Genomic DNA, 20,138 nt, shown 5'->3' on the forward strand with positions numbered 1-20,138 from the left:
GCCCCAGCACGGAGTGGTGGGCAGCAGACACGCACGCTCGCCGTGCCGAGGCGGAGCTACAGCGGCAGGAGGCCGTGCTTGCGCTGGACCTTGGGCCCGTTCTGCTTGTCGCGCAACAGCTTCAGCGACTTGCGCAGCAGCAGCCGGGTCTCGTGCGGCTGGATCACGCCGTCGATGTAGCCGCGTTCGGCCGCGATCCACGGGGTGGCCATGTTGTCGTTGTAGCCCTTGATGAAGTCCGCGCGGATCTTCTGCACCTCGGGGGCGGTCGGGTCCGGGAACCGTTTCACCAGCAGCTGCGCCGCACCTTCGGCGCCGATCACCGCGATCCGCGCGGTGGGCCAGGCGTAGTTCAGGTCGGCTGTCAGCTGCTTGGAACCCATCACCGCGTACCCACCGCCGTAGGCCTTGCGGATGATCACCGTCACCTTCGGCACGTCCGCCTCGACGATGGCGTTGAAGAACCGACCGCCGCGCTTGATGATGCCGCCCGTCTCCTCGGCCACACCCGGCATGGCGCCCGGGGTGTCCACCACGAAAACCAAAGGCAGGTTGTAGGAATCGCAGAACCGGATGAAGCCGGCCGCCTTGTCCGACGCCTCGTTGCCGATGGCGCCCGACATGAACATCGGCTGGTTGGCGACCACGCCCACCGGGCGACCGTCAACCCGGGCGAACGCGGTGATCAGCTCGGGAGAACGCTGATCGGCGATCTCGAACACGTCGCCGTCGTCGAAGATCCGCAGCAGGATCTCGTGCATGTCGTAAGCCATGTTGTCGGCATCCGGCACGATCGAATCCAGTTCCAGATCGTGCGGGGTGATCTCCGGCTCCAGGCCCGGGTTGATGATCGGCGCGTCGTCGAAGTGGTTGGACGGCAGGAAGCTCAGGTAGTCGCGCACGTACTGGTACGCCGCGGCCTCCGACTCGACCACCTTGTGGATGTTGCCGCGCTGGGCCTGAACGTCGGCGCCACCGAGTTCGTCGAAGGTGACGTCCTCGCCGGTGACGTCCTTGATCACGTCCGGGCCGGTGATGAACATGTAGCCCTGGTCGCGCACCGCCACCAGCAGGTCGGTCTGGATCGGCGAATAGACCGCGCCGCCGGCGCATTTCCCGAAGATCAGCGAGATCTCCGGGACCAGACCACGCAGCATCTCGTGCCGGCGGCCGAGTTCGGCATACCAGGCCAGTGAGGTGGCGGTGTCCTGGATGCGGGCACCCGCGGAGTCGTTGATCCCGATGATCGGGCAGCCCACCATGGCCACCCACTCCATCAGCTTGGCCACCTTGCGGCCGAACATCTCACCGACCGAACCCTGGAACACCGTCTGATCGTGGCTGAACACGCCGACCGGTCGACCGTCGATGGTGCCGTGGCCGGTGACGACGCCGTCGCCGAAGAAGGCGTTGGGGTCGCCGGGGGTACGCGCGAGCGCACCGATCTCCAAGAAGCTGCCCGGATCGAGCAGCGCGTGAATCCTGGCCCGGGCACTCGGAATGCCCTTCTTGTCCCGGCGGGCCTTGGCCTTCTCGTCGCCCGGATCGGCGGCGACTTCCAGCTTCTCGCGGAGCTCCGCCAGCAGTTCAGCGGTGGTCTTGTTCGTCACTTGCTCTCGCTTTCCGCTTCGACACGGTTGATCGCCTCGCTCATGTGAGCACCGACCTTGGCAATGTACGGCTCGTCGATGGCCTGGATGTGTTCGCCCCCGATGGGCACGACCTCGAGATCCTTGACGTACTCGCCCCAGCCGCCGTCGGGCTTGCGGGTGGCATATGCAGGCTCGAACACGATCGCGTCATCGTGGTACCGATCAGCCAGATACAGGGTGACGTGGCCGTCGTAGGGCTGGATCTCGATGGTGTCCAGCGCGCGGTTGTCCAGATAGGACGTGCGCTGATGTTCGATGATGCCGCCGGGGATCTGCACACCGCTCTGCGCCACGATGTCCAGCACGAACTTCACCTGACCCTCGTCGTCGAGCTTCTCCAGCTCCTCGTACGGGATCGCGGGTACCTCGACGTTGAAGGTGCGCTCGGCGAAGCGGGCGTAGCGATCCCAGCGGGCCCGCATTCCCTCCTTGCTCTGGTCGATCGGCTCACCCGGGAGCGCGAGATCGATCAGCCCGACAAAACGGACGTCAGCGCCGGCGCGCTTCAGCCCGATCGCACAGGCATAGGCCAGCGCCCCGCCCAGCGACCAGCCGGCCAGAACAAACGGGCCCTTGTGCATCTCCAGCAGCTTCGGCACGTATTCGGCCGCGCGCTCCTCGATCGAACCCTCGACCCGCTCGATGCCGTACACCGGGGTGTCGGCCGGCAGCCGCTTCAGCAACGGCTCGTAGACGACCGTCGATCCGCCGGCCGGATGGAACACGAACAACGGAACTTTCGAGGAGCCTTCTGGGGCGGGACGCAGGGTCCGGACGAATCCGTCCACCACGCCCTCTTCCAGCTGATCGCGCACGATCGTGGACAGCTCTTCGATGGTCTTGGCCGCACGGACCTGATCGACCGTCACGGTGCCCTCGGCGCGCTCGGAGAGCCGCTCGGACAGCTTGGTCGCCGTCTCGACGTCGACGAAGGGCAGCTCGTTGAAGATGCCGCCCGGCGACTTGCCGGTGACGATGGCCCAGGTGGCGAAGGTGACCCGCTCCGCGGCGTCACGCGGGGGCACGTCGGCGCCCAGCGCCTCGGTGACCGCCTCCTGGGTCAGCACCTTGGCAGCGGCCGCAGCCGCAGTGGCCTTGCTGGGCCCCGACGGATCCGATGGCGGCGGCGGAACGGCCGGACCACCCGGCTCGGTCGGTGGCGGCGGTATCTCCAGGCCCTCGGTCGCTGCGCTCGCCTCCGCGTCATCCCCCGTCGCTGCGCTCGCCTCCGCCAGCTTCGCCTCCAGCTCGGCGACCGTAGACGCACCGCCCAACAACTCGGACTGCTCGGCGGCGATCTCCTCGGCCGACTTGCCCTTCTGCGATTCAGCGATCTGATCGACCTCGTCGCGATGCTCGATCGCGTACTTGATCAGTTCCTCGACGTTGTAGAGGTTCGCGTCGCGCACCGCGGTCAGCTGGATCGGCGGCAGGTCGAAGTCGTACTCGACGCGGTTCTTGATCCGCACCGCCATCAGGGAATCCAGGCCCAGCTCGATCAGCGGCACCTCCCACGGCAGGTCCTCGGGCTCGTAGCCCATGGCGCCGCCGACAATCGTGCCGAGCCGGTCCGCGACGGTCTCACCGGAGTCCGGCGACCACTTGGCAAAGCCGGCACCGAGGTTGGCGCCCTGCGTGAGGTTGTCGGTCAGGATCTCCGGAGCCGCCCCGGCGGCGACATCAGGCTCAGCATCGACTTCGACCAGTTCCTGGCCGACCACCACCTGCTCTGCCACAACACCGGCGCCCACCGCGGTCGGCAGCGCGGTCGCCGCGCCACCGCGGGTCACGATCGCGTCGTAGACCAGGGTGAAGCTCTCATCGATCCGGGCATGCACCTGCACCGAGGCACCACCCGGGTGCCGGGTCAGCGTGGTGACCAGACGCGATCCCTCGGCCGGCACCGCGCGCTGCTCGGACGCGGTCAGTCTGGCATCCGGAAGCACCTGCGCGGCAGCGGCTTTCACCAGGGCAGCCAGATCCGCGGCGCCCTTCGAGACGAACTCCCAGACATGTTTGCCGTCCGGTGTGGCGACATGGTTGCCGGGCATCACCGCCGAGCTGTCGCCGGTGAAGTGCACATCCAGCCAGTGCTGCTTACGCTTGAACTTCGTCGGCGGGATGTTGGCGAAGTCCAGCGCGCCGGCCAGGCCGGTCGACTTGCGCGGGAACAGTGTCCGGATGTCCAGGTCGTGGCCGTGCACGAACAGGTGCGCCATAGCCGTGACCATGGACTCGACCTCGTCCTGCTTGCGGGCCAGGGTCGCGATCAGCTGCGCATCGTGAAGACCCGCCGAAGCTGTCGTCAGCCCAACCTGCATGAGCGCCACCGGGTTCGGTGCGAGTTCCAGGAAGGTGGTGTGGCCGTTGTCCACCGCGTTGCGGATGCCGTGGGTGAAGTAGACGCTGTGTCGCAGTCCCTTCTTCCAATACTCCACATCGTGGATCGGCTCGGCCCCGGCCCGGATGAACTTGCCCTCGTGCACCGTCGAGAAGTAGCCGGTGGCCAGCGGATGCGGTTCGATCCCCTGGATCTCGGCGGACAATTCGCCGAGCAGCGGGTCCATCTGCTGGGTGTGGCTGGCGCCCTTGGTCTGGAGCTTGCGGGCGAACTTGCCCTCGGCTTCGGCCCGGGCGATGATCGCGTCGATCTGCTCGGGCGGGCCGCCGATGACGGTCTGGGTCGGGGCGGCATAGACGCACACCTCGAGGCCCGGGTAGTCGGCGAACACGGTCTTGATCTCGTCAGCCGAGTACTCGACCAGCGCCATCAGCCGGATGTACTCGCCGAACAGCATCGCCTCGCCCTCACCCATCAGGTGGGCACGCGAGCAGATGGTGCGGGTGGCATCGGCCAGGCTCAGGCCTCCGGAGAAGTAGGCGGCGGCCGCTTCGCCGAGCGATTGACCCACTACCGCACCAGGTTTCGCACCGTGGTGCTTGAGCAGCTCACCGAGGGCGATTTGGATGGCGAAGATCACCGTCTGGACCACTTCGATGGGGTATTCGCAGGTCTCGTTGGTGTAGTCGATCGAATCGTCGAGGATCAGCTCGACGATCGAGTAGCCGCGCTCGTCCTGGATGTGGGCGTCGACCTTGTCGATCCACTCGGCGAACACCGGCTCGCGCAGATACAGGCTCTTGCCCATCTTGCGGTGCTGCGCACCGAAACCGGCGAGCACCCACACCGGACCGTTGGTCACCGGGCCGTCGGCGGTGATCACACTCGGATGCTGTTTGCCCTCGGCGATGGCCCGCAGGCCCTTGATCGCCTCGTCGTGGTCATGAGCCAGCACGACGGCGCGGGAGCGCCCGTGGTTGCGACGTGACAGCGAGCGTCCGATCGATTCGAGCGAGGACGCCCGGCCCTCTTCGCTGTCGATCCAGTCCGCCAGCTCGGCCGCCGCGGCTTTCTTACGCGACGTCAGGAACGCCGAGATGGCAAGCGGGACAATCTTCTTGGTCGGTTCGGCGGCTTCAGCGGCCGCCAGTTCCTCGCGGGCCGCCTCGATCAGGCGCTTGGCCTCATCGGTCAGGCCGGGCAGCTCATGGTTGGCCTCGTCGTACGCCGGGTACTCACCCGCCCCAGAATCAGACTCGTCCTCGTCGTGAATGAACTCGCCGTATTCGTCCATCCGCACACCGCCGACGTACACCGCGTTGGCGTCGTCAGCCGGCTTCTCCTCGACCGCTTCGGGTTCCGGCTGTGGCTCGACGAGATCCGACGGCAGCACCTCACGCAGCACCAGGTGCGCGTTGGCGCCGCCGAAGCCGAATCCGGACACACCGGCGACAGCGTGGCCGCTGTAACGCGGCCATTCCGACACCGTGTCGTTGACCTTGAGGTGTTCCTTGTCGAAGTCGATGTACGGGTTCGGGCCGGCGTAGTTGATCGACGGCGGCAGCTTGTCGTTGGCCAGCGCCAGCGTCATCTTGGCCAGGCTGGCCGCACCGGCCGCCGATTCCAGGTGTCCCAGATTGGATTTCACGGCACCCAGCAGGGCCGGCTTGTCCGCGTCGCGGCCACGGCCGATTACCCGGCCCAGCGCATCGGCCTCGATCGGGTCACCCAGGATGGTGCCGGTGCCGTGCGCCTCGACGTAGTCGACGGTCCGCGGATTGATCCCGGCGTCCTTGTAAGCCTTGCGCAGCACCGCTTCCTGCGCATCGGGGTTGGGGGCGAGCAGGCCGTTGGACCGGCCGTCGTGGTTGACCGCGCTGCCGGCGATGACGGCCAGGATCTGGTCGCCGTCGCGGCGGGCGTCGGAGACCCGCTTGAGCACCAGCATCCCGGCGCCCTCGGAGCGGGCGTAGCCGTCGGCGTCCGACGAGAAGGACTTGATCCGGCCGTCCGGGGCCAGCACGCCGCCGACCTCGTCGAAACCGACCGTCACCAGCGGGGTGATCAGTGCGTTGACGCCGCCGACGATCGCCACGTCAGCCTCACCCGAGCGCAGTGCCTGCACACCCTGGTGAGCGGCCACCAGCGAGCTGGAGCACGCGGTGTCCACCGCCACCGAGGGGCCGCGGAAGTCGTAGAAGTACGACACCCGGTTGGCGATGATCGAGCTCGCGGTTCCGGTAATGGCGTAGGGGTGCGCAACCGACGGGTCGCTCATCGCCATGAAGCTGTAATCGTTGGTCGAATTACCCACGTACACACCGACACTGGCGCCACGCAAGCTCGACGCCGGGATGCGGGCGTGCTCCAGGGCCTCCCAGGTCAGCTCCAGCGCCATCCGCTGCTGCGGGTCGATGTTGTCGGCTTCCATCTTCGACAGCGCGAAGAACTCGGAGTCGAAACCCTTGATGTCGGACAGGTAGCCGCCGCGAGTGCGGGCCTTGGCCACCCGCTCGGCGATCCGCGGCTCGTCGAGGAACTCCTCCCACCGGCCCTCGGGCAGATCGGTGATGCAGTCCTTCCCGGCCAGCAGCGCCTCCCACATCTCCTCGGGTGTGTTCAGGTCACCCGGGAAACGGGTCGCGACGCCGACAATGGCGATGTTGTAGCTGTCTTCCTCCGCCACATCCCGCGACCAATCCTCGTCGTCGGTGTTCTCCGGCTCGGGCTCACCCTCGATGATCACGGTGGCCAGCGACTCGATGGTCGGGTGACGGAACAGCACCGTGGCGGTCAGCGTGACACCGGTGAGGTCCTCGATGTCGCTGGCCATCGCCACCGCGTCGCGCGAGGACAGGCCCAGTTCGATCAACGGGGTGGTCTCGTCGATCGCGTCGGCCGACTGTCCCGTGGCGTTGGCCACGGCCTTGCGCAGCCACTCGCGCATCTCCGCAACGGTCAGATCCGGTCGCGACGCCGGTGCCGCGGCGGGCTCGGTGCCGTCTGGAAGATTCGAATTGCTTTGTGTTTCATCCATATTCAGGTCACCTTTGTCTCAACCGGCCGGCAGTCGGCGGTGTGGGTCAGCTCAGCTCAGTCGGTCTCGTCGGGGAAAGCGTTGGGGATCTTCCCCGCCCGCAGCGTCCCGTCCAGATACGCCGAGCGGCAGGCCCGGCGGCCGATCTTGCCGCTGGAGGTACGCGGGATCGCGCCGGCTGCAGTCAGCAGCACGTCGCGCACGGTCACGCCGTGCCGTACCGCGATCGCGGCCCGGATATCGTCCGTGATCGGGCCAACTTCGAGCTTGTGGGAGCCGGGTGCGCGTTCCGCGACGATGACCAGCTGCTCGGAGCTGTCGTCATCATCGCGGTGCAGGCCGGCGTGGGCGTTCTCGAAAACCTCGTCGGGCAGCTGGTTGGCCGGCACCGAGAAGGCCGCGACGTAACCGGTGCGCAAGGCCTTGCTGGCTTCCTGCGCCGAGTACTCCAGGTCCTGCGGGTAGTGGTTGCGGCCGTCGATGATCACCAGGTCCTTGACGCGGCCGGTGATGTAGAGGTCGCCGTCGTAGAAGGCGCCGTAGTCGCCGGTACGCACCCAGGTGGCGTCGTCGTCGGCGCCTTCGGCGTGTGACGGGCTGGTGCGTGACTTGAGGACGTTCTGGAAAGTCGCGACGGACTCCTCGGGCTTGCCCCAATAACCGGTGCCCATGTTCTGGCCGCTCATCCAGATCTCGCCGACCTGGCCGTCGGGCAGCTCGGTCGCACTCTCGGCGTCGACGATGACGGCCCACTCCGAGACGCCGACCTTGCCCGCCGAGGCCTGGGCGACCGCCTTGGGCGAGTCACCGTCCACCTCGACGATCCGTCCGGTGTTCAGCTCATCGCGGTCGACGTAGATGATCTTGGGCTCTTCGGCGGCCGGCGTGGTCGACACCATCAACGTGGCCTCGGCCAGGCCGTAGGACGGCTTGATCGCCTTGGGCGGAAAGCCGAACGGGTTGAATGCCTCGTTGAACCGGCGCACGGTGGCCGCTGAGATCGGCTCGCTGCCATTGAGCACGGCTTTGACGTTGGACAGGTCGAGCGGCGCGCCATCCTTGGGCACCCCGCGGGCGGCGGCGTGGTCGAACGCGAAATTGGGGGCCACCGAGATGGTGCCGCCGGTGTCGCCTTCCTTGCGGGCCAGTTCGCGGATCCAGCGCTCCGGCCGGCGCACGAACGCGGCCGGGGTCATGAAGGTGAAGTAGTGGCCGATCATCGGCGCCAGCAGTGCGGTGACCAGACCCATGTCGTGGAAGAACGGCAGCCAGGACAGACCGCGGTCGCCCTCCTCGCCTTCGAGCGCCTCGACGATCTGCACGATGTTGGTGGCCATGTTCAGGTGGGTGATCTGCACACCGGTCGGAATCCGGGTCGAGCCCGAGGTGTACTGCAGGTACGCGATGGTGGTCTCGTCAGGGCCTTCCGGATGCGCCCAGGTGGCGGCCACGTCGTCGGGCACCGCATCCACCGCGATGACGCGGGGACGCTGGTTGGCCGGACGGCTGCGGAAGAACTTACGGACGCCTTCGGCGGCGTCAGTGGTGGTCAGCACCGCCGACGGATGGCAGTTGTCCAGCACCGCGTGCAGGCGGCCGACGTGCCCGGGCTCGGACGGGTCGAACAGCGGCACCGCGATACGACCCGCGTAGAGCGTGCCGAAGAAGGCGACGAGGTAGTCGAGGTTCTGCGGGCAGAGGATGGCGACACGGTCACCTTCCTGGGTGACCTGCTGAAGCCGGGCAGCGACCGCCTTGTTGCGGGCACTGAACTGGGACCAGGTCAGGTCGCGGGCCACACCGTCGCGTTCGGTGGAGAAGTCCAGGAAGCGGTATGCCAGCTTGTCACCCCGAACTCTGGCCCAACGCTCGACGTGCTCGACGATGCTGGCGCCGTCAGGGAACTTGATCTGACCGTCCTTGATGAACGGATTGATGAACGGCATTTAAAACTCTCCTGTCAGAGCCGTACTCGTCGCGTTGTCGCACGTCACAGGCGGTGCCTCGTAGCCACTCGGTGGCCGTACGTACCCAAACCCGGACGATCGTACCGGGCCCGCTGGTCCATACCCACAGATCAGCCGTCTGCACTATCCAACCCGCTACGCACGCGCGAAGCTCTTATTTTTCTCTTAATGTTAAGGGACCGTGACGGTCCCGACCAAATCCGGCGCGCGCAGCCGGGTTCCGGATACGTTCAGGTCATCCGTGCTTGGGATGCGGCGCGTTCTCCACCAGGTCCTTGGCCCAGGCCAGAGTCCATTGCGTCGCGGTCATCCCGTTCTCCACCCAGAACTGCGGGGTGTTGTACAGCGCGTGCACGGGCCCGGCCGCGCTGCCGGTCAGCGTCTCCAGGGTCTTGGGCAGGTTGAAGATCGAGAACGCCTCCTCCGGAGCCGAACAGATCAGGTCACCCTTGCCGCAGATCTGATTGGTGCGGCCGTCGAGCGCACCGAACCCGCCTTTGCGCGGCCCCGTCATGGTCAGCCCCATCTCGGAGAGCACCGGCAGTTCGTGCAAAGTGATCTCGGCTCCCTGACCCGGCGGGTTCGGGCCGATGTCCTGCCCCACACCGATTTCGCGTCGCCCGTCGGCGATCAACGTCACACCCAGCACCAGGTCCTCGTCCACCGGGCCCCGGCCGTTACCGATGTCACTGGCCAGATCGCCGGCGATCACCGCGCCCTGCGAGAACCCGGCGATCACATAGCTGGTCAGCGGGCACCGGTCATTCATCTCCGTCATCGCCTTGACCGCGGTGCGGGTGCCCTCGGAACGGCTGTCGTTGTAGGACATCTGACCGTCGGCGGAGAACGGGTTATGGAACTGCGCGGTGTAGGGCACGGTGTAGACCTCGAGGCGGTCCTTGCCGAACTGCTCTCCCATCGGCCGGCTGATGTTGGTCATCAGCGACAGCGGGAACTGGGTGGGGTTGAACGGGTCGTCCTGCGGCGATGACTCCCAGGTACCCGGAATCGAGACCATCATCACGTCGGGGCAGTCCGCGGACTGGAACTCCGGGCGCGGCTTCCGCGGCGTCGAGGGGCCCGGCACACCGGCCGGCGGTTCCGCCGACGGCGGGGCCGACGGGGTGTCGGGCCGACGCACGATGATCACCACGATCGCCACCACAAGCACCACCACGAGGGCCATCGCCGCAGCGGCGATCAGGGCCAGAATGCGGTGACGCTTCCTGCGGCCGGCGTTTTTTGCCATGGGTTACTCGGGCTCCTCGCGTGAAGGCTGACGATCTGCGCTAGCAGAGGTGTTCGGTGGCGATGCGGATGTAGTCGGTGGCGGCGGCATCGATCTCGGCGGGTGTCGGCAGATCCGCACCGGAATGGGCATCGGCCACGTCGCTGCGCACCAGCGGCAGCACCAGATCCCGTACCGCCTGGTCGTCCTGCCGGGCGGCGTGGGCCTGGCACACATACGACCCGATCGACAGTGCCAGCAGCTCACTGGACGGGGTGATCCCGACCGCCCTGAGCTCGTCGAGGTAGGTGTGCTGCTGGGCGGTGATGGCCAGGGCGCCGGTGCTGCCCTGCTGTGCCGACACCGCCTGCGGTTGCGCACGGTTGATCTGCGAGCCGGGCAGTGCCAGCGGCGCCATGATGTCGCCGCCCGCATCGCACGCCGTCAGCAACGAGGCAGCGGATACCGCTGCCACCAGGGCCGCCGACCGTACCGAGTGCTGCACGCCTCCACCGTACCGGCTGGTGAAAGGTGCTCCGGCAGAGTAGATCAGCAGTGTCCGACCCGCTGCCTACTTGATGGTGGCGACCAGTTCGCCCGACATCTGAGCCAACTGCGGAGCCCAGCTACCCCAATCGTGCTGACCTGAGGCAGGCAGATCGAAGTGGCCGTTGCTGCCGCCGACGGACCGGTAGTGCTGGTAGAAGGACCGGTTACTGCCCTGCGCCTGATCGCACACGCCGATCATCGCGGGCGGATCGCTACACGTCAGCGTCCCCGGGCTGTAGACCCACAGCCGGGTGTTGGCATCGGCCAGCAGCTGCACGTGCACGTCGGGGTCGTGCCACTTCCACCGGCCCAACTGTGGGGCTCCCCACATGCCATAGCTGTCCACCCCGCCGAACTTCGCCAGGCCGGCGGTGATCGCACCGTTCATCGTGGTGGCCGACGGCGTCAGGAATCCCGAGAGCGAACCGGCGAAATGGAACCGGTCGGGGTGGAACGCCGCCAGCGTCAGCGCCGCGGTGCCGCCCTGTGACGCACCGACGATCCCGTGCCCGCCGGGGGCCAGGCCCTTGTTGGCGGCCAGCCAGTCCGGCAGCTCGGCGGACAAGAAGGTCTCCCACTGCTTGCTGCCGTCCTGCTCCCAGTTGGTGTACAGGCTCCAGGCCCCACCGGCCGGTGCGGCCACCGAGATACCGCGGCCGGCCAGTGTCGACATCGCATGGCCGGCGTTGACCCAGTTGCTGACATCCGGGGCCGCGTTGAACGCGTCGAGCAGGAACACCGCGTGCGGACCGCCACCCTGGAAGGCCACCGGGATGTCGCGGCCCATCGCCGCCGAAGGGACCATCAGGTACTCGACACCCTCGGCCCGGGCCGGGGCGGCCGAAACCGCCGACACCGTCCACATGCCGGCACCGAGGACCGGTGCCAGCAAGGCCAGCAGCATCGCCCGCATCAGATTCAACGCACGCCTCATCGTCACCCTCTCCTGCTGCCTGCAGTCCGTAACCATGTGCCCCACAGATGTGTGTCCCCGCACACGCAACCCGCGTTGTAGTGAATCACATCGACCTCACAGCCGGGCCGCGAATGTGTTCCCCGCGCCCGCCCGCAAAACGGCCGACGGCGGCGATCCCGTGAGGATCGCCGCCGTCGTCCGTGTCTTGCTCAGCGTCGCTACGCCCGGCCCGCTCAGGCGGTCGGGGTGGCGCCCAGAACCCGCTGCAGATCAGGTTTCATGGCCTGAACCTGCTGGCCCCAGTACGCCCAGTTGTGCGTACCGCTCTGCGGGAAGTTGAACACCGCATTCTTGCCACCGGCCGCGATGTACTTCTCCTGGAAGGTCGAGTTGGTGCGGCACACGAAGCCCTCGAGGAACTTCGCGGGCAGGTCGGCGCCGCCCAGTTCACCCGGCTTGCCGTTACCGCAGTACACCCACAGACGGGTGCCGTTGGCGGCGATCTTGGCGACGTTCACGGTCGGATCGTTGGCCTTCCAGGCGCTGTTCGGATCCTCGGTCTTGCCCCACATGTCGTCGGCCTTGTAGCCACCGGCGTCACCCATCGAGATGCCGATCAGCATCGGCCACCAGCCTTCGGACGGGTTCAACGTGCCCGACAGCGAGGACGCGTAGATGAACTGGTCCGGGTGGTTCATGGCCAGGATCAGTGCCGACGAACCGGCCATCGACAGACCGACGACGGCGCTGCCGGTCGGCTTCACGTCGCGGTTGGCCGCCAGCCAGGAGGGCAGCTCCTGCGTCAGGAAGGTCTCCCACTTGTAGGTCTTGCAGCCACCGTCCTTGCTGCCACAGGCCGGCTTGTACCAGTCGGTGTAGAAGCTGGACTGACCGCCGACGGGCATCACGACCGAGATACCCGAGTTCAGGAACCACTCGAACGTCGGCAGCTCGATGTCCCACCCGCTGTTGTCCTCACGGGCGCGCATACCGTCGAGCATGTACAGCGCGGGGGCACCCGCTCCGCCGCTCTGGAATTCCACCCGGATGTCGCGTCCCATCGCTGCGGACGGAACGTCCAGGTACTCCACCGGCAGGCCGGGGCGAGACCAGGCTCCAGCGGTCGCCGAGCCGCCCACGACGCCCACCAGGCCAGGCAGCACGGCCGCAGCAGCGGCCGCAACCGTCAGCCGGCGCGACAGACCTGCCGCTGCGCCGCGCATCTTCCCAACGAACTTCATACCGCTCCCTATCTGAATCTCATCTTCGTATTCCGCACATCGATACACACCGACGTAAGCGGCTCACGTGCCCATGTAGTGAACCACACGAACGCGCGATGCTTCTCTGCAGCAGTTGTCGCCCCCGGCCGCCGCCGCACCGTTGACGGTGGCGTCCAGGTCTGGTTTCAGGGCCGTCAGCTGCGCCCTGTGATACCGCCGGGCGCGGTTGCCCGCCGGTGCGGAACGCACGCTGTCCGCACCGGCGCCCGCGCTACTGCGGGCACCCTGAAAGCCCTTGCCGCTCTTGATCACCGACGACAAGCCGGATTTGCCGGCAGCCGGATGTGGCGGGAACTCCCAGGTGCGGAAGAGCTCCCTGTCAGGGGTCAGCATCGGTTTTCTCGACCGTCCGTTCAAGATCTGTGCACAGGCTCGTCTGTGTATCGGTGCGGGCGCACCGGGCGTTACCAAATACACAAAATCCACGGCCGGCGGCCGGCACAACCGTCAGGGTCCGGTGGCCGGCATCCCGGTGTACGGCGGGTGCTCAGGCTCAGGAACCGGCAGGCCACAGCGCTTCAGTTCATACAGCGGCACCCGGTCGATCCGGTACTTGGTGAACTCATAGGAGTGCATCAGGTTGGACAGGAACCGGCGCGGGCTCATCTCGCCGCGCACCGAGTTCAGCATGGCCTCGGTCGCCGGGCACTCCAGCGCGGCCTGGGCCTGCTTGACCCATTCCTCGTCCAGATAGCGCGGGATCCACTCCTTGGTCTTGAGGAACGGCCCCTCGGCCACCGCCCAATCCGGGAACAGGTTCTTGTCGTGGCCGATGCGCCCGTCGGTGAGCCGCTGGGTATGTGTGGCCAGCGGATTGGTCAGGCCGATCTGGTCGATCACCCGCACGTCGAGTCCGACGTTCATGCCCAGCATCCCCATGTTGGTGAAGAACACGGTGTGCGGGGTCTGCAGCGCGCGGCGCTGGGCCGGGGTGAGATCCGGGGGCGGCGGATAGGCGGGGACGACGTCCCACTGGTCGTAATTGCCCGACGGCAACAGCAGCGCGCCGTCGGGGGTGTTGTTGATCGCGGTGAGCACCGCGCGCATGCGCGGATAGTCCAGATAGTCCGCGGCGGTCAGGGGGTGGGCATGGCCGGTGGCCTGCGAGTAGAACCGGCGCTCGTCGACGATGCCGGTGTAGGTGACGCGGGTGCCGTCGGCACCCAGACCTTCCGAGTTGGCGGCCCAGATCGACCAACCCATCACCGCGGCCCACAGCACGCTGGTGGCCGCGGCCAGCAGGTAGCCCGTCTCCCGGGTGAACTTCGTGCCGTCCGGCAGCACCACCGGGATCACCGCGACCGGGGTCAGCAGGCAGAACATCGGGGTCAGCAGCACCCGGCCGTGCATGAAGTCACCGCCCTGGCGCACCCAGTAGATGCCCTGCAGCAAGCCACTGAGGAGCATGAAAAGCACGACTGCAGCCGGACTTTGCACAGTGCGGGCCAACCAGCCGTAGCCGCGCGGCACCTGATGGCGCACCCACCACGGCCGGGTTCTGGTGATCAGCAGGACCGCGCCGAGCGCCGCGAGCAGCATCACCGGCACCCACAGCAGGTAGGGCTGGTTGAAATTGCTCAGATAGGTGAAGCCCTGCGACCACTTGGATCCCGAGGCGTCCTTGGCCACCGCGGTGCCGGGGACGATCAGCCCGTAGTACCCCATCCGGAAGATCTGGTAGGCGACCGGGAGCAGACCACCGGCGACCACGATCAACACACGCCGCCGCCACCCCCGCGCCGCAATCAGCATCATGATCAGGGCACCGCCGCCGATCAGCGCCAACTCGGGGCGGACCAGCACGCTCAGCCCGGCCACCGTGGCCAGTGCGCCCTCGAAGTACTTGCTGGACACCGGGTTCGGCGCAGCGGGAACCCCGCGCCGCGCGGCTGCCGGCGCCGCCCGCAGCGCCTGCGACCAGCACACCATCATCCACCACAGCAGGCCCAGATAGCCCAGCACCAAACCGTTTTCGAGTCCCGAGGTGGCGAAGTCACGGGCCGGCGGCACGGCGATGTAGACCAGGGCGCCGGCGGGCAACAGCAGCGCTCTGCGTCCCTGCAGGCTCGGGGCGTAGAGCCGCCCGGTGCCGAGCATCATCAGGACGACGCCGAGCACGCTGAGCGTCAGCGCGAGCGCCAGGGCCACGTACTCCATCCGGACCGGGCCGCCGAGCCAGGCACCCAACGTCACCAGATAGGTCCACACGGTGGAGGTGTTGGCCTCCACCCGCTCACCCGCGTTGAAGACAGGACCGTTGCCGGCCAACAGGTTTCGCACCGTCCGCAGCACGATCAAGCCGTCGTCGGCGATCCAGCGACGCTGCCAGGCGCCCCAGCCGAACAGCCCGGCCACCAGAATCACGCTCAACCACAGGCTGATCCGCACCGAGGCGTGATACGGAAAGACCGGCCAGCGCGCCAACCGATCGCTGACGCCACCGGCCAGACGGCGCAACGTCAACCCGTCAGCTGAAGTAGATGGCCGCACCGATGGTTCCGATCCACGCCAGGAACAGGATCTGCAGCACGCGGTCTTTCAGCGCGATCTCCTCGGGCTCACCGGCAATGCCACCGTCGATGTCCACCGCGTAGCGGAGGATGGCGATGGTGAACGGAATCATCGTGACGGCGTACCACGAGGCATCCTGGGCATTCAGCCCCATCATGTCGTTGGCACGGTCCCGGTCGAACGCCCACAGGCCGTAGCAGAGCACCATCGCGGTGGCCGACAGCGTCCACACGAAACGCAGATAGCTGCTGGTGTAGCTCTCCAGCGACTTGCGGATCTTGGCTCCGGTGCGCTCGGCCAATTGCAGCTCGGCGAACCGCTTTCCGGCCGCCATGAACAGCGAGCCGAACGCCATCACCAGCAGGAACCATTGGGACAGTGGGATATCGGCGGCCACACCACCGGCGATCGCGCGGATCAGGAACCCTGAGGACACGATGCAGATGTCGAGCACCGCCTGGTGTTTGAGACCGAAGCAGTACGCCAATTGGATGGCGATGTAGACGGCCATCACGAAAGCCAGGTTCGGGGTGAGCAGCCACGAGATTCCCAGCGAGGCCAACCCGAGCACGATGGCCAACACGTAAGCCAACGACTCAGGCACCACGCCCGCGGCGATGGGCCGGAACCGTTTCGTCGGGTGCGCCCGGTCGGCCTCGACATCGCGGGCGTCGTTGATCAGGTAGATCGATGACGCGGCCAGGCAGAAGGCCACGAACGCGATCGACACCTTGAAGGCGAGGTCCCCGATGTCGTACTCGATGCCGCTGCCGACAGCGGCCAGCGGAGCCGCCAGCACCAGCAGGTTCTTGATCCACTGGCGCGGACGGACCGCCTTGACCAGGCCGACGGCCAGATTTTTCGGCGGGCCGGCCTCCGGCTGCGCTTCCTCACTCATTGGCCACCGTCTCCTTCGGCCCGACACCGGCAGTTTTTCCGACGACAGAACCCACCAGCGTCCCGACGGCCACGCCGGTGAGCACGTCGGTGGGATAGTGCACGCCCAGCACCAGACGCGACAGTGCCATCGGCACCACGAGCACCGACCGCAGCGGCAGGCCGGTGGTGCGGGCCAGCAGTACCGCGGCCGCGGCGGTCGAGGTGGCATGCGCCGACGGGAAACTCAGCCGGCTCGGCGTGCCGACGTTCACGGCGATGTCCGGGTGGTGCGGGCGCTCACGGCGCACCACCCGCTTGATCAGTACGGCGGCCGCGTGGGCGGCAAAGGCGCCGACGCCCACCGCGATCCACGACCGGCGCTTGGCCGGCTGGGCCAGCGCACCTGCGGCCCCCACCGCGAGCCACCCCAGACTGTGTTCGCCGAAGTGCGACAGCGCACGCGCACCGGCCAGTACCCCGGGCCGGGTGGCCAGGGCAGACTGCACGGCAACCAACACGGCGTCTTCGCCGCGCGGGGCATCGGTCATCTCAGTTGTTCTCCGCCGACTCGGTCAGCAACACCGTCTCCCACTTCTGGGTGCTGGTCAGCACCGGCAGCGCCTCACGATAGACCTTGCGCATCCGGTCGAACTGACGGACCACACGCAACTGCTGGCGCAGCGAGGCGCGCAGCAGTGCGAACATCTTGGCCCGGTCGCGCTGCCGGAACACCACACCGCGGCCGTCGGCGGTGGTGACGGTGACCCCGTCGACCCGGCACAGCGAGAACCAGCGGGCGTCCTGGGTGGCCACATTGATCTGGGGCCGGACATGGGTTTCGGGATCGTGCCGGCGCAGTTGGTGCACGGCACCGCGGGCGAGGTTCAGGATGATCGCCGGCTTGGACACCGGGACCCCGATCTTCCTGCGCTTGAGGTCCGAGGCAGGCGGCAGCGCGGTGGCGCCGGGCAGCACCACGGCGTCGGGGAACTGCTGGCGCATCGCGCGGATGTCGGGCAGCGCCGACTCGAGGATCGAGAAGATGTGCTCCGGTCCGGCCAGGAAGTCCTCCATGGCCCGATTCTGGATGGCGACCGTCGAATACTCAAGGCACAGAAGGTGTTTCAACGTGGCCTTGAGGTGGCTGGCAAGCAGCCCGCGGACGTCGCCGTCCCAGTGGATCGCGGAGATCACCAACCGGTTGCGCAGGTGGAAGTAGGCCTGCCAGTCGATCGCGTCGTCCTTGTCACTCCAGGCCATGTGCCAGATCGCCGCACCCGGCAGGGTGACCGTGCGGTAGCCGTGTTCGGCAGCGCGCAGCCCGTACTCCACGTCGTCCCACTTGATGAACAGCGGCAGCGGTTGCCCGAGCTCCTCGGCCACCTGGCGCGGGATCATGCACATCCACCAGCCGTTGAAGTCGACGTCGATGCGGCGGTGCAGCAGCTTGCTGCGGTCGGACTCGGTGTCGTCGAGCGCATGCTTGGAGAAGTCGTGGTCGTATTCGGCATTGGGCGCGGCCGACCACATGAAGTTCGACCGGTCCACCATCTCGCCCATGATGTGCAGGTGCGACGGCTCCTGCAGGTTGAGCATCTGCCCGCCCACCAGCATCGGCTCCTTGGCGAACCGGTTCATGGCCAGGGCCCGCAGGATCGAATCGGGTTCGATGCGGATATCGTCGTCCATGAACAGGATCTGCTCACAGTCGGTGTTCTTCAGCGCCTCGTACATCACGCGGCTGTAGCCGCCGGACCCACCGAGGTTGGGCTGGTTGTGAATGGACAGGCGCGAGCCCAGACTGGCCGCGGCCGCCTCGAAACCGGGATGGTCCTTGGCCTTGCTGGTGCCCTGGTCGGACACGATGACCGCGCTGATCACCTCGTCCACCAACGGATCCGAGGTCAGCGCGGCCAGCGCGTTGACGCAGTCCGCCGGCCGGTTGAAGGTCGGGATGCCGACGGCGATGTTGGCCCGGCCCGGGGCGGGCGTCGGGGCGTACCAGCCGGCGCTGTGCACCCGCACCGCGGTGTCGCTGGTGATGTCGAACCAGATCCAGCCGCCGTCTTCGAAGGGGGCCAGGTCGATCTCGAATTCGACGCTCGCCGGTTCGGCGGAGTCACCGCTGGACACCGGCGCGCCACCGACGGTGATCCGGGCGCCGGTGGCCTTGGAGCGGTACACGTCGACGCGGGCGGTGCCGGTCAGTTCGACGCGCAGCACCACTGACTTCAGCGTCGACCAGCGCCGCCAGTAACTGGCCGGGAAGGCGTTGAAGTACGTGGCGAAGGAGATTCCCGATTCGGTGCCGATCTCCAGCGTGGTGCGGGTCGGCGCATGGGCCCGGCGGGCGTTGGTCGGGTCTTCGACGAGATAGAGCTTACGGACGTCCAGCGGCTCGCCCGGTCGCGGCAGGATGACGCGGGCCAGCAGACTGACGGCCCGCGATTCACCGGCGTCGAGCGCGCCGGATGGGATGTCACTCATGCTTTGCTGCTTTCGTTCTCGGGTTCGGTGACCAGCGGCGCACCGTCAGTCAGGTGCGGTGCCAGGGTGTTGTCGTACATGTTCAGCGCACTGGCGATCGCCATGTGCATGTCCAGGTACTGGTAGGTGCCCAGCCGGCCCCCGAAAAGTACCTTCGCCGAGGCGGTTTCGGCCTTGGCGCGGGCCCGGTAGGTGGCCAGCAGGGCGCGGTCGGATTCGGTGTTGATCGGGTAGTACGGCTCGTCGTCGTCACCGGCGAACCGGGAGAACTCCCGCATGATCACCGTCTTGTCGGCCGGGTAGTCCCGCTCGGGGTGGAAATGCCGGAACTCGTGGATCCGGGTGTAGTCCACGTCGGCGTCGTTGTAGTTCATCACCGGGGTGCCCTGAAAGTCACCGGTATCGAGCACTTCCAGATCGAAATCCAGTGTGCGCCAGCCCAACCGACCCTCGGAATAGTCGAAGTAGCGGTCCAGCGGCCCGGTGTAGACCACCGGGGCATCGGGGGACTGCGCCCTGAGCTCGTCCCGGACGTCGAACCAGTCGGTGTCCAACCGGACCTCGATGCGATCGTCGGCGGCCATGTTCTCCAGCCAGGCGGTGTACCCGTCGACCGGCAGGCCCTCGTACGTGTCGTTGAAGTAGCGGTTGTCGAAGGTGTAGCGCACCGGCAGTCGGGTGATGTTGGCCGCGGGCAGCTCTTTCGGATCCGTCTGCCACTGTTTGGCGGTGTAGTGCTTCATGAACGCCTCGTACAGTGGCCGGCCGATCAGTGAGATCGCCTTCTCTTCGAAGTTGGCCGCCTCGTGCCCGGCAATCTCTGAAGCCTGTTCCTTGATCAGGGCCCGGGCCTCGTCAGGGGTGAAGTAGCGGCCGAAGAACTGCGAGACCAGGCCCAGCCCCATCGGGAACTGATAGGCCTGGCCGTTGTGCATCGCGAAGACCCGGTGCTGGTAGCCGGTGAAGTCGGTGAACTGCCGCACGTAGTCCCACACCCGCCGGTTAGAGGTGTGGAACAGGTGGGCACCGTACTTGTGCACCTCGATACCGGTCTGCGGTTCAGCCTCGGAGTAGGCGTTGCCGCCGATGTGTGAGCGGCGCTCGATGACAAGGACACGTTTGTCCAGTTGCGTCGCGACGCGTTCGGCGATCGTCAGACCGAAAAATCCGGAGCCGACGACAATCAAGTCGAAATGGCCGCTGGACTGCTCTGTAGCGACCCGGGGAGATAAGGACGTCATCGGCAGCCAGGGTATCCGACCGCGCCGCCGTGCCCCGAATTCGACAA

The 20,138-nt window shown here is 67.1% G+C and carries 13 protein-coding genes; all 13 read right to left on the reverse strand.

The window, feature by feature from the left end; all coding sequences use genetic code 11:
• Positions 1–56: 56 nt before the first annotated feature.
• Complete coding sequence (locus tag FR943_RS25305; protein ID WP_217161068.1) at positions 57–1,610, reverse strand: acyl-CoA carboxylase subunit beta; 1,554 nt, start codon at positions 1,608–1,610, stop codon at positions 57–59.
• A complete protein-coding gene (gene pks13 / locus FR943_RS25310; RefSeq protein ID WP_217161069.1) occupies positions 1,607–7,030 on the reverse strand; it encodes a polyketide synthase Pks13 in 5,424 nt (1,807 codons plus the stop codon). The genes FR943_RS25305 and pks13 overlap by 4 nt, the downstream gene beginning before the upstream one ends.
• A 56-nt stretch (positions 7,031–7,086) precedes the next feature.
• Positions 7,087–8,976 carry a long-chain-fatty-acid--AMP ligase FadD32 gene (gene fadD32, locus FR943_RS25315; protein ID WP_217161070.1) on the reverse strand — a complete coding sequence of 630 codons (1,890 nt, stop codon included), beginning with the start codon at positions 8,974–8,976 and terminating at the stop codon, positions 7,087–7,089.
• A 256-nt stretch (positions 8,977–9,232) separates the two neighbouring features.
• Positions 9,233–10,246 carry a carboxylesterase Culp6 gene (gene culp6 / locus FR943_RS25320; RefSeq protein ID WP_217161071.1) on the reverse strand — a complete coding sequence of 338 codons (1,014 nt, stop codon included), beginning with the start codon at positions 10,244–10,246 and terminating at the stop codon, positions 9,233–9,235.
• A 40-nt stretch (positions 10,247–10,286) separates the two neighbouring features.
• Complete coding sequence (locus FR943_RS25325; protein WP_217161072.1) at positions 10,287–10,730, reverse strand: DUF732 domain-containing protein; 444 nt, start codon at positions 10,728–10,730, stop codon at positions 10,287–10,289.
• A 66-nt stretch (positions 10,731–10,796) separates the two neighbouring features.
• Entirely contained in the window at positions 10,797–11,708 is a 912-nt protein-coding gene (locus FR943_RS25330; protein ID WP_217161073.1) for an alpha/beta hydrolase-fold protein, read from the reverse strand.
• A gap of 215 nt (positions 11,709–11,923) precedes the next feature.
• Positions 11,924–12,931, reverse strand: coding sequence for an esterase family protein (locus tag FR943_RS25335; RefSeq protein ID WP_217161074.1), 1,008 nt, complete (start codon positions 12,929–12,931; stop codon positions 11,924–11,926).
• Between the two features lie 63 nt (positions 12,932–12,994).
• On the reverse strand, positions 12,995–13,306 hold the full coding sequence (locus FR943_RS25340) for a hypothetical protein (protein WP_217161075.1): 312 nt from the start codon (positions 13,304–13,306) through the stop codon (positions 12,995–12,997).
• A gap of 114 nt (positions 13,307–13,420) precedes the next feature.
• The gene (aftB, locus tag FR943_RS25345; RefSeq protein WP_372448244.1) at positions 13,421–15,463 is read right to left on the reverse strand and encodes a terminal beta-(1->2)-arabinofuranosyltransferase; all 2,043 of its coding nucleotides are present in this window, start codon (positions 15,461–15,463) and stop codon (positions 13,421–13,423) included.
• Positions 15,441–16,382: a decaprenyl-phosphate phosphoribosyltransferase gene (locus FR943_RS25350; protein ID WP_217161076.1), complete on the reverse strand. Its 942-nt coding sequence runs from the start codon at positions 16,380–16,382 to the stop codon at positions 15,441–15,443. Before FR943_RS25350 ends, aftB begins: the two co-directional genes overlap by 23 nt.
• Entirely contained in the window at positions 16,375–16,911 is a 537-nt protein-coding gene (locus FR943_RS25355; RefSeq protein WP_217161077.1) for a phosphatase PAP2 family protein, read from the reverse strand. Before FR943_RS25355 ends, FR943_RS25350 begins: the two co-directional genes overlap by 8 nt.
• A gap of 1 nt (position 16,912) precedes the next feature.
• Positions 16,913–18,850: a glycosyltransferase gene (locus FR943_RS25360; RefSeq protein WP_217161078.1), complete on the reverse strand. Its 1,938-nt coding sequence runs from the start codon at positions 18,848–18,850 to the stop codon at positions 16,913–16,915.
• Entirely contained in the window at positions 18,847–20,091 is a 1,245-nt protein-coding gene (glf, locus tag FR943_RS25365) for a UDP-galactopyranose mutase (protein WP_217161079.1), read from the reverse strand. The genes FR943_RS25360 and glf overlap by 4 nt, the downstream gene beginning before the upstream one ends.
• Between the last annotated feature and the right edge of the window lie 47 nt (positions 20,092–20,138).

This window comes from [Mycobacterium] fortunisiensis, from assembly GCF_019050325.1.
Taxonomy (GTDB): domain Bacteria; phylum Actinomycetota; class Actinomycetes; order Mycobacteriales; family Mycobacteriaceae; genus Mycobacterium; species Mycobacterium fortunisiensis.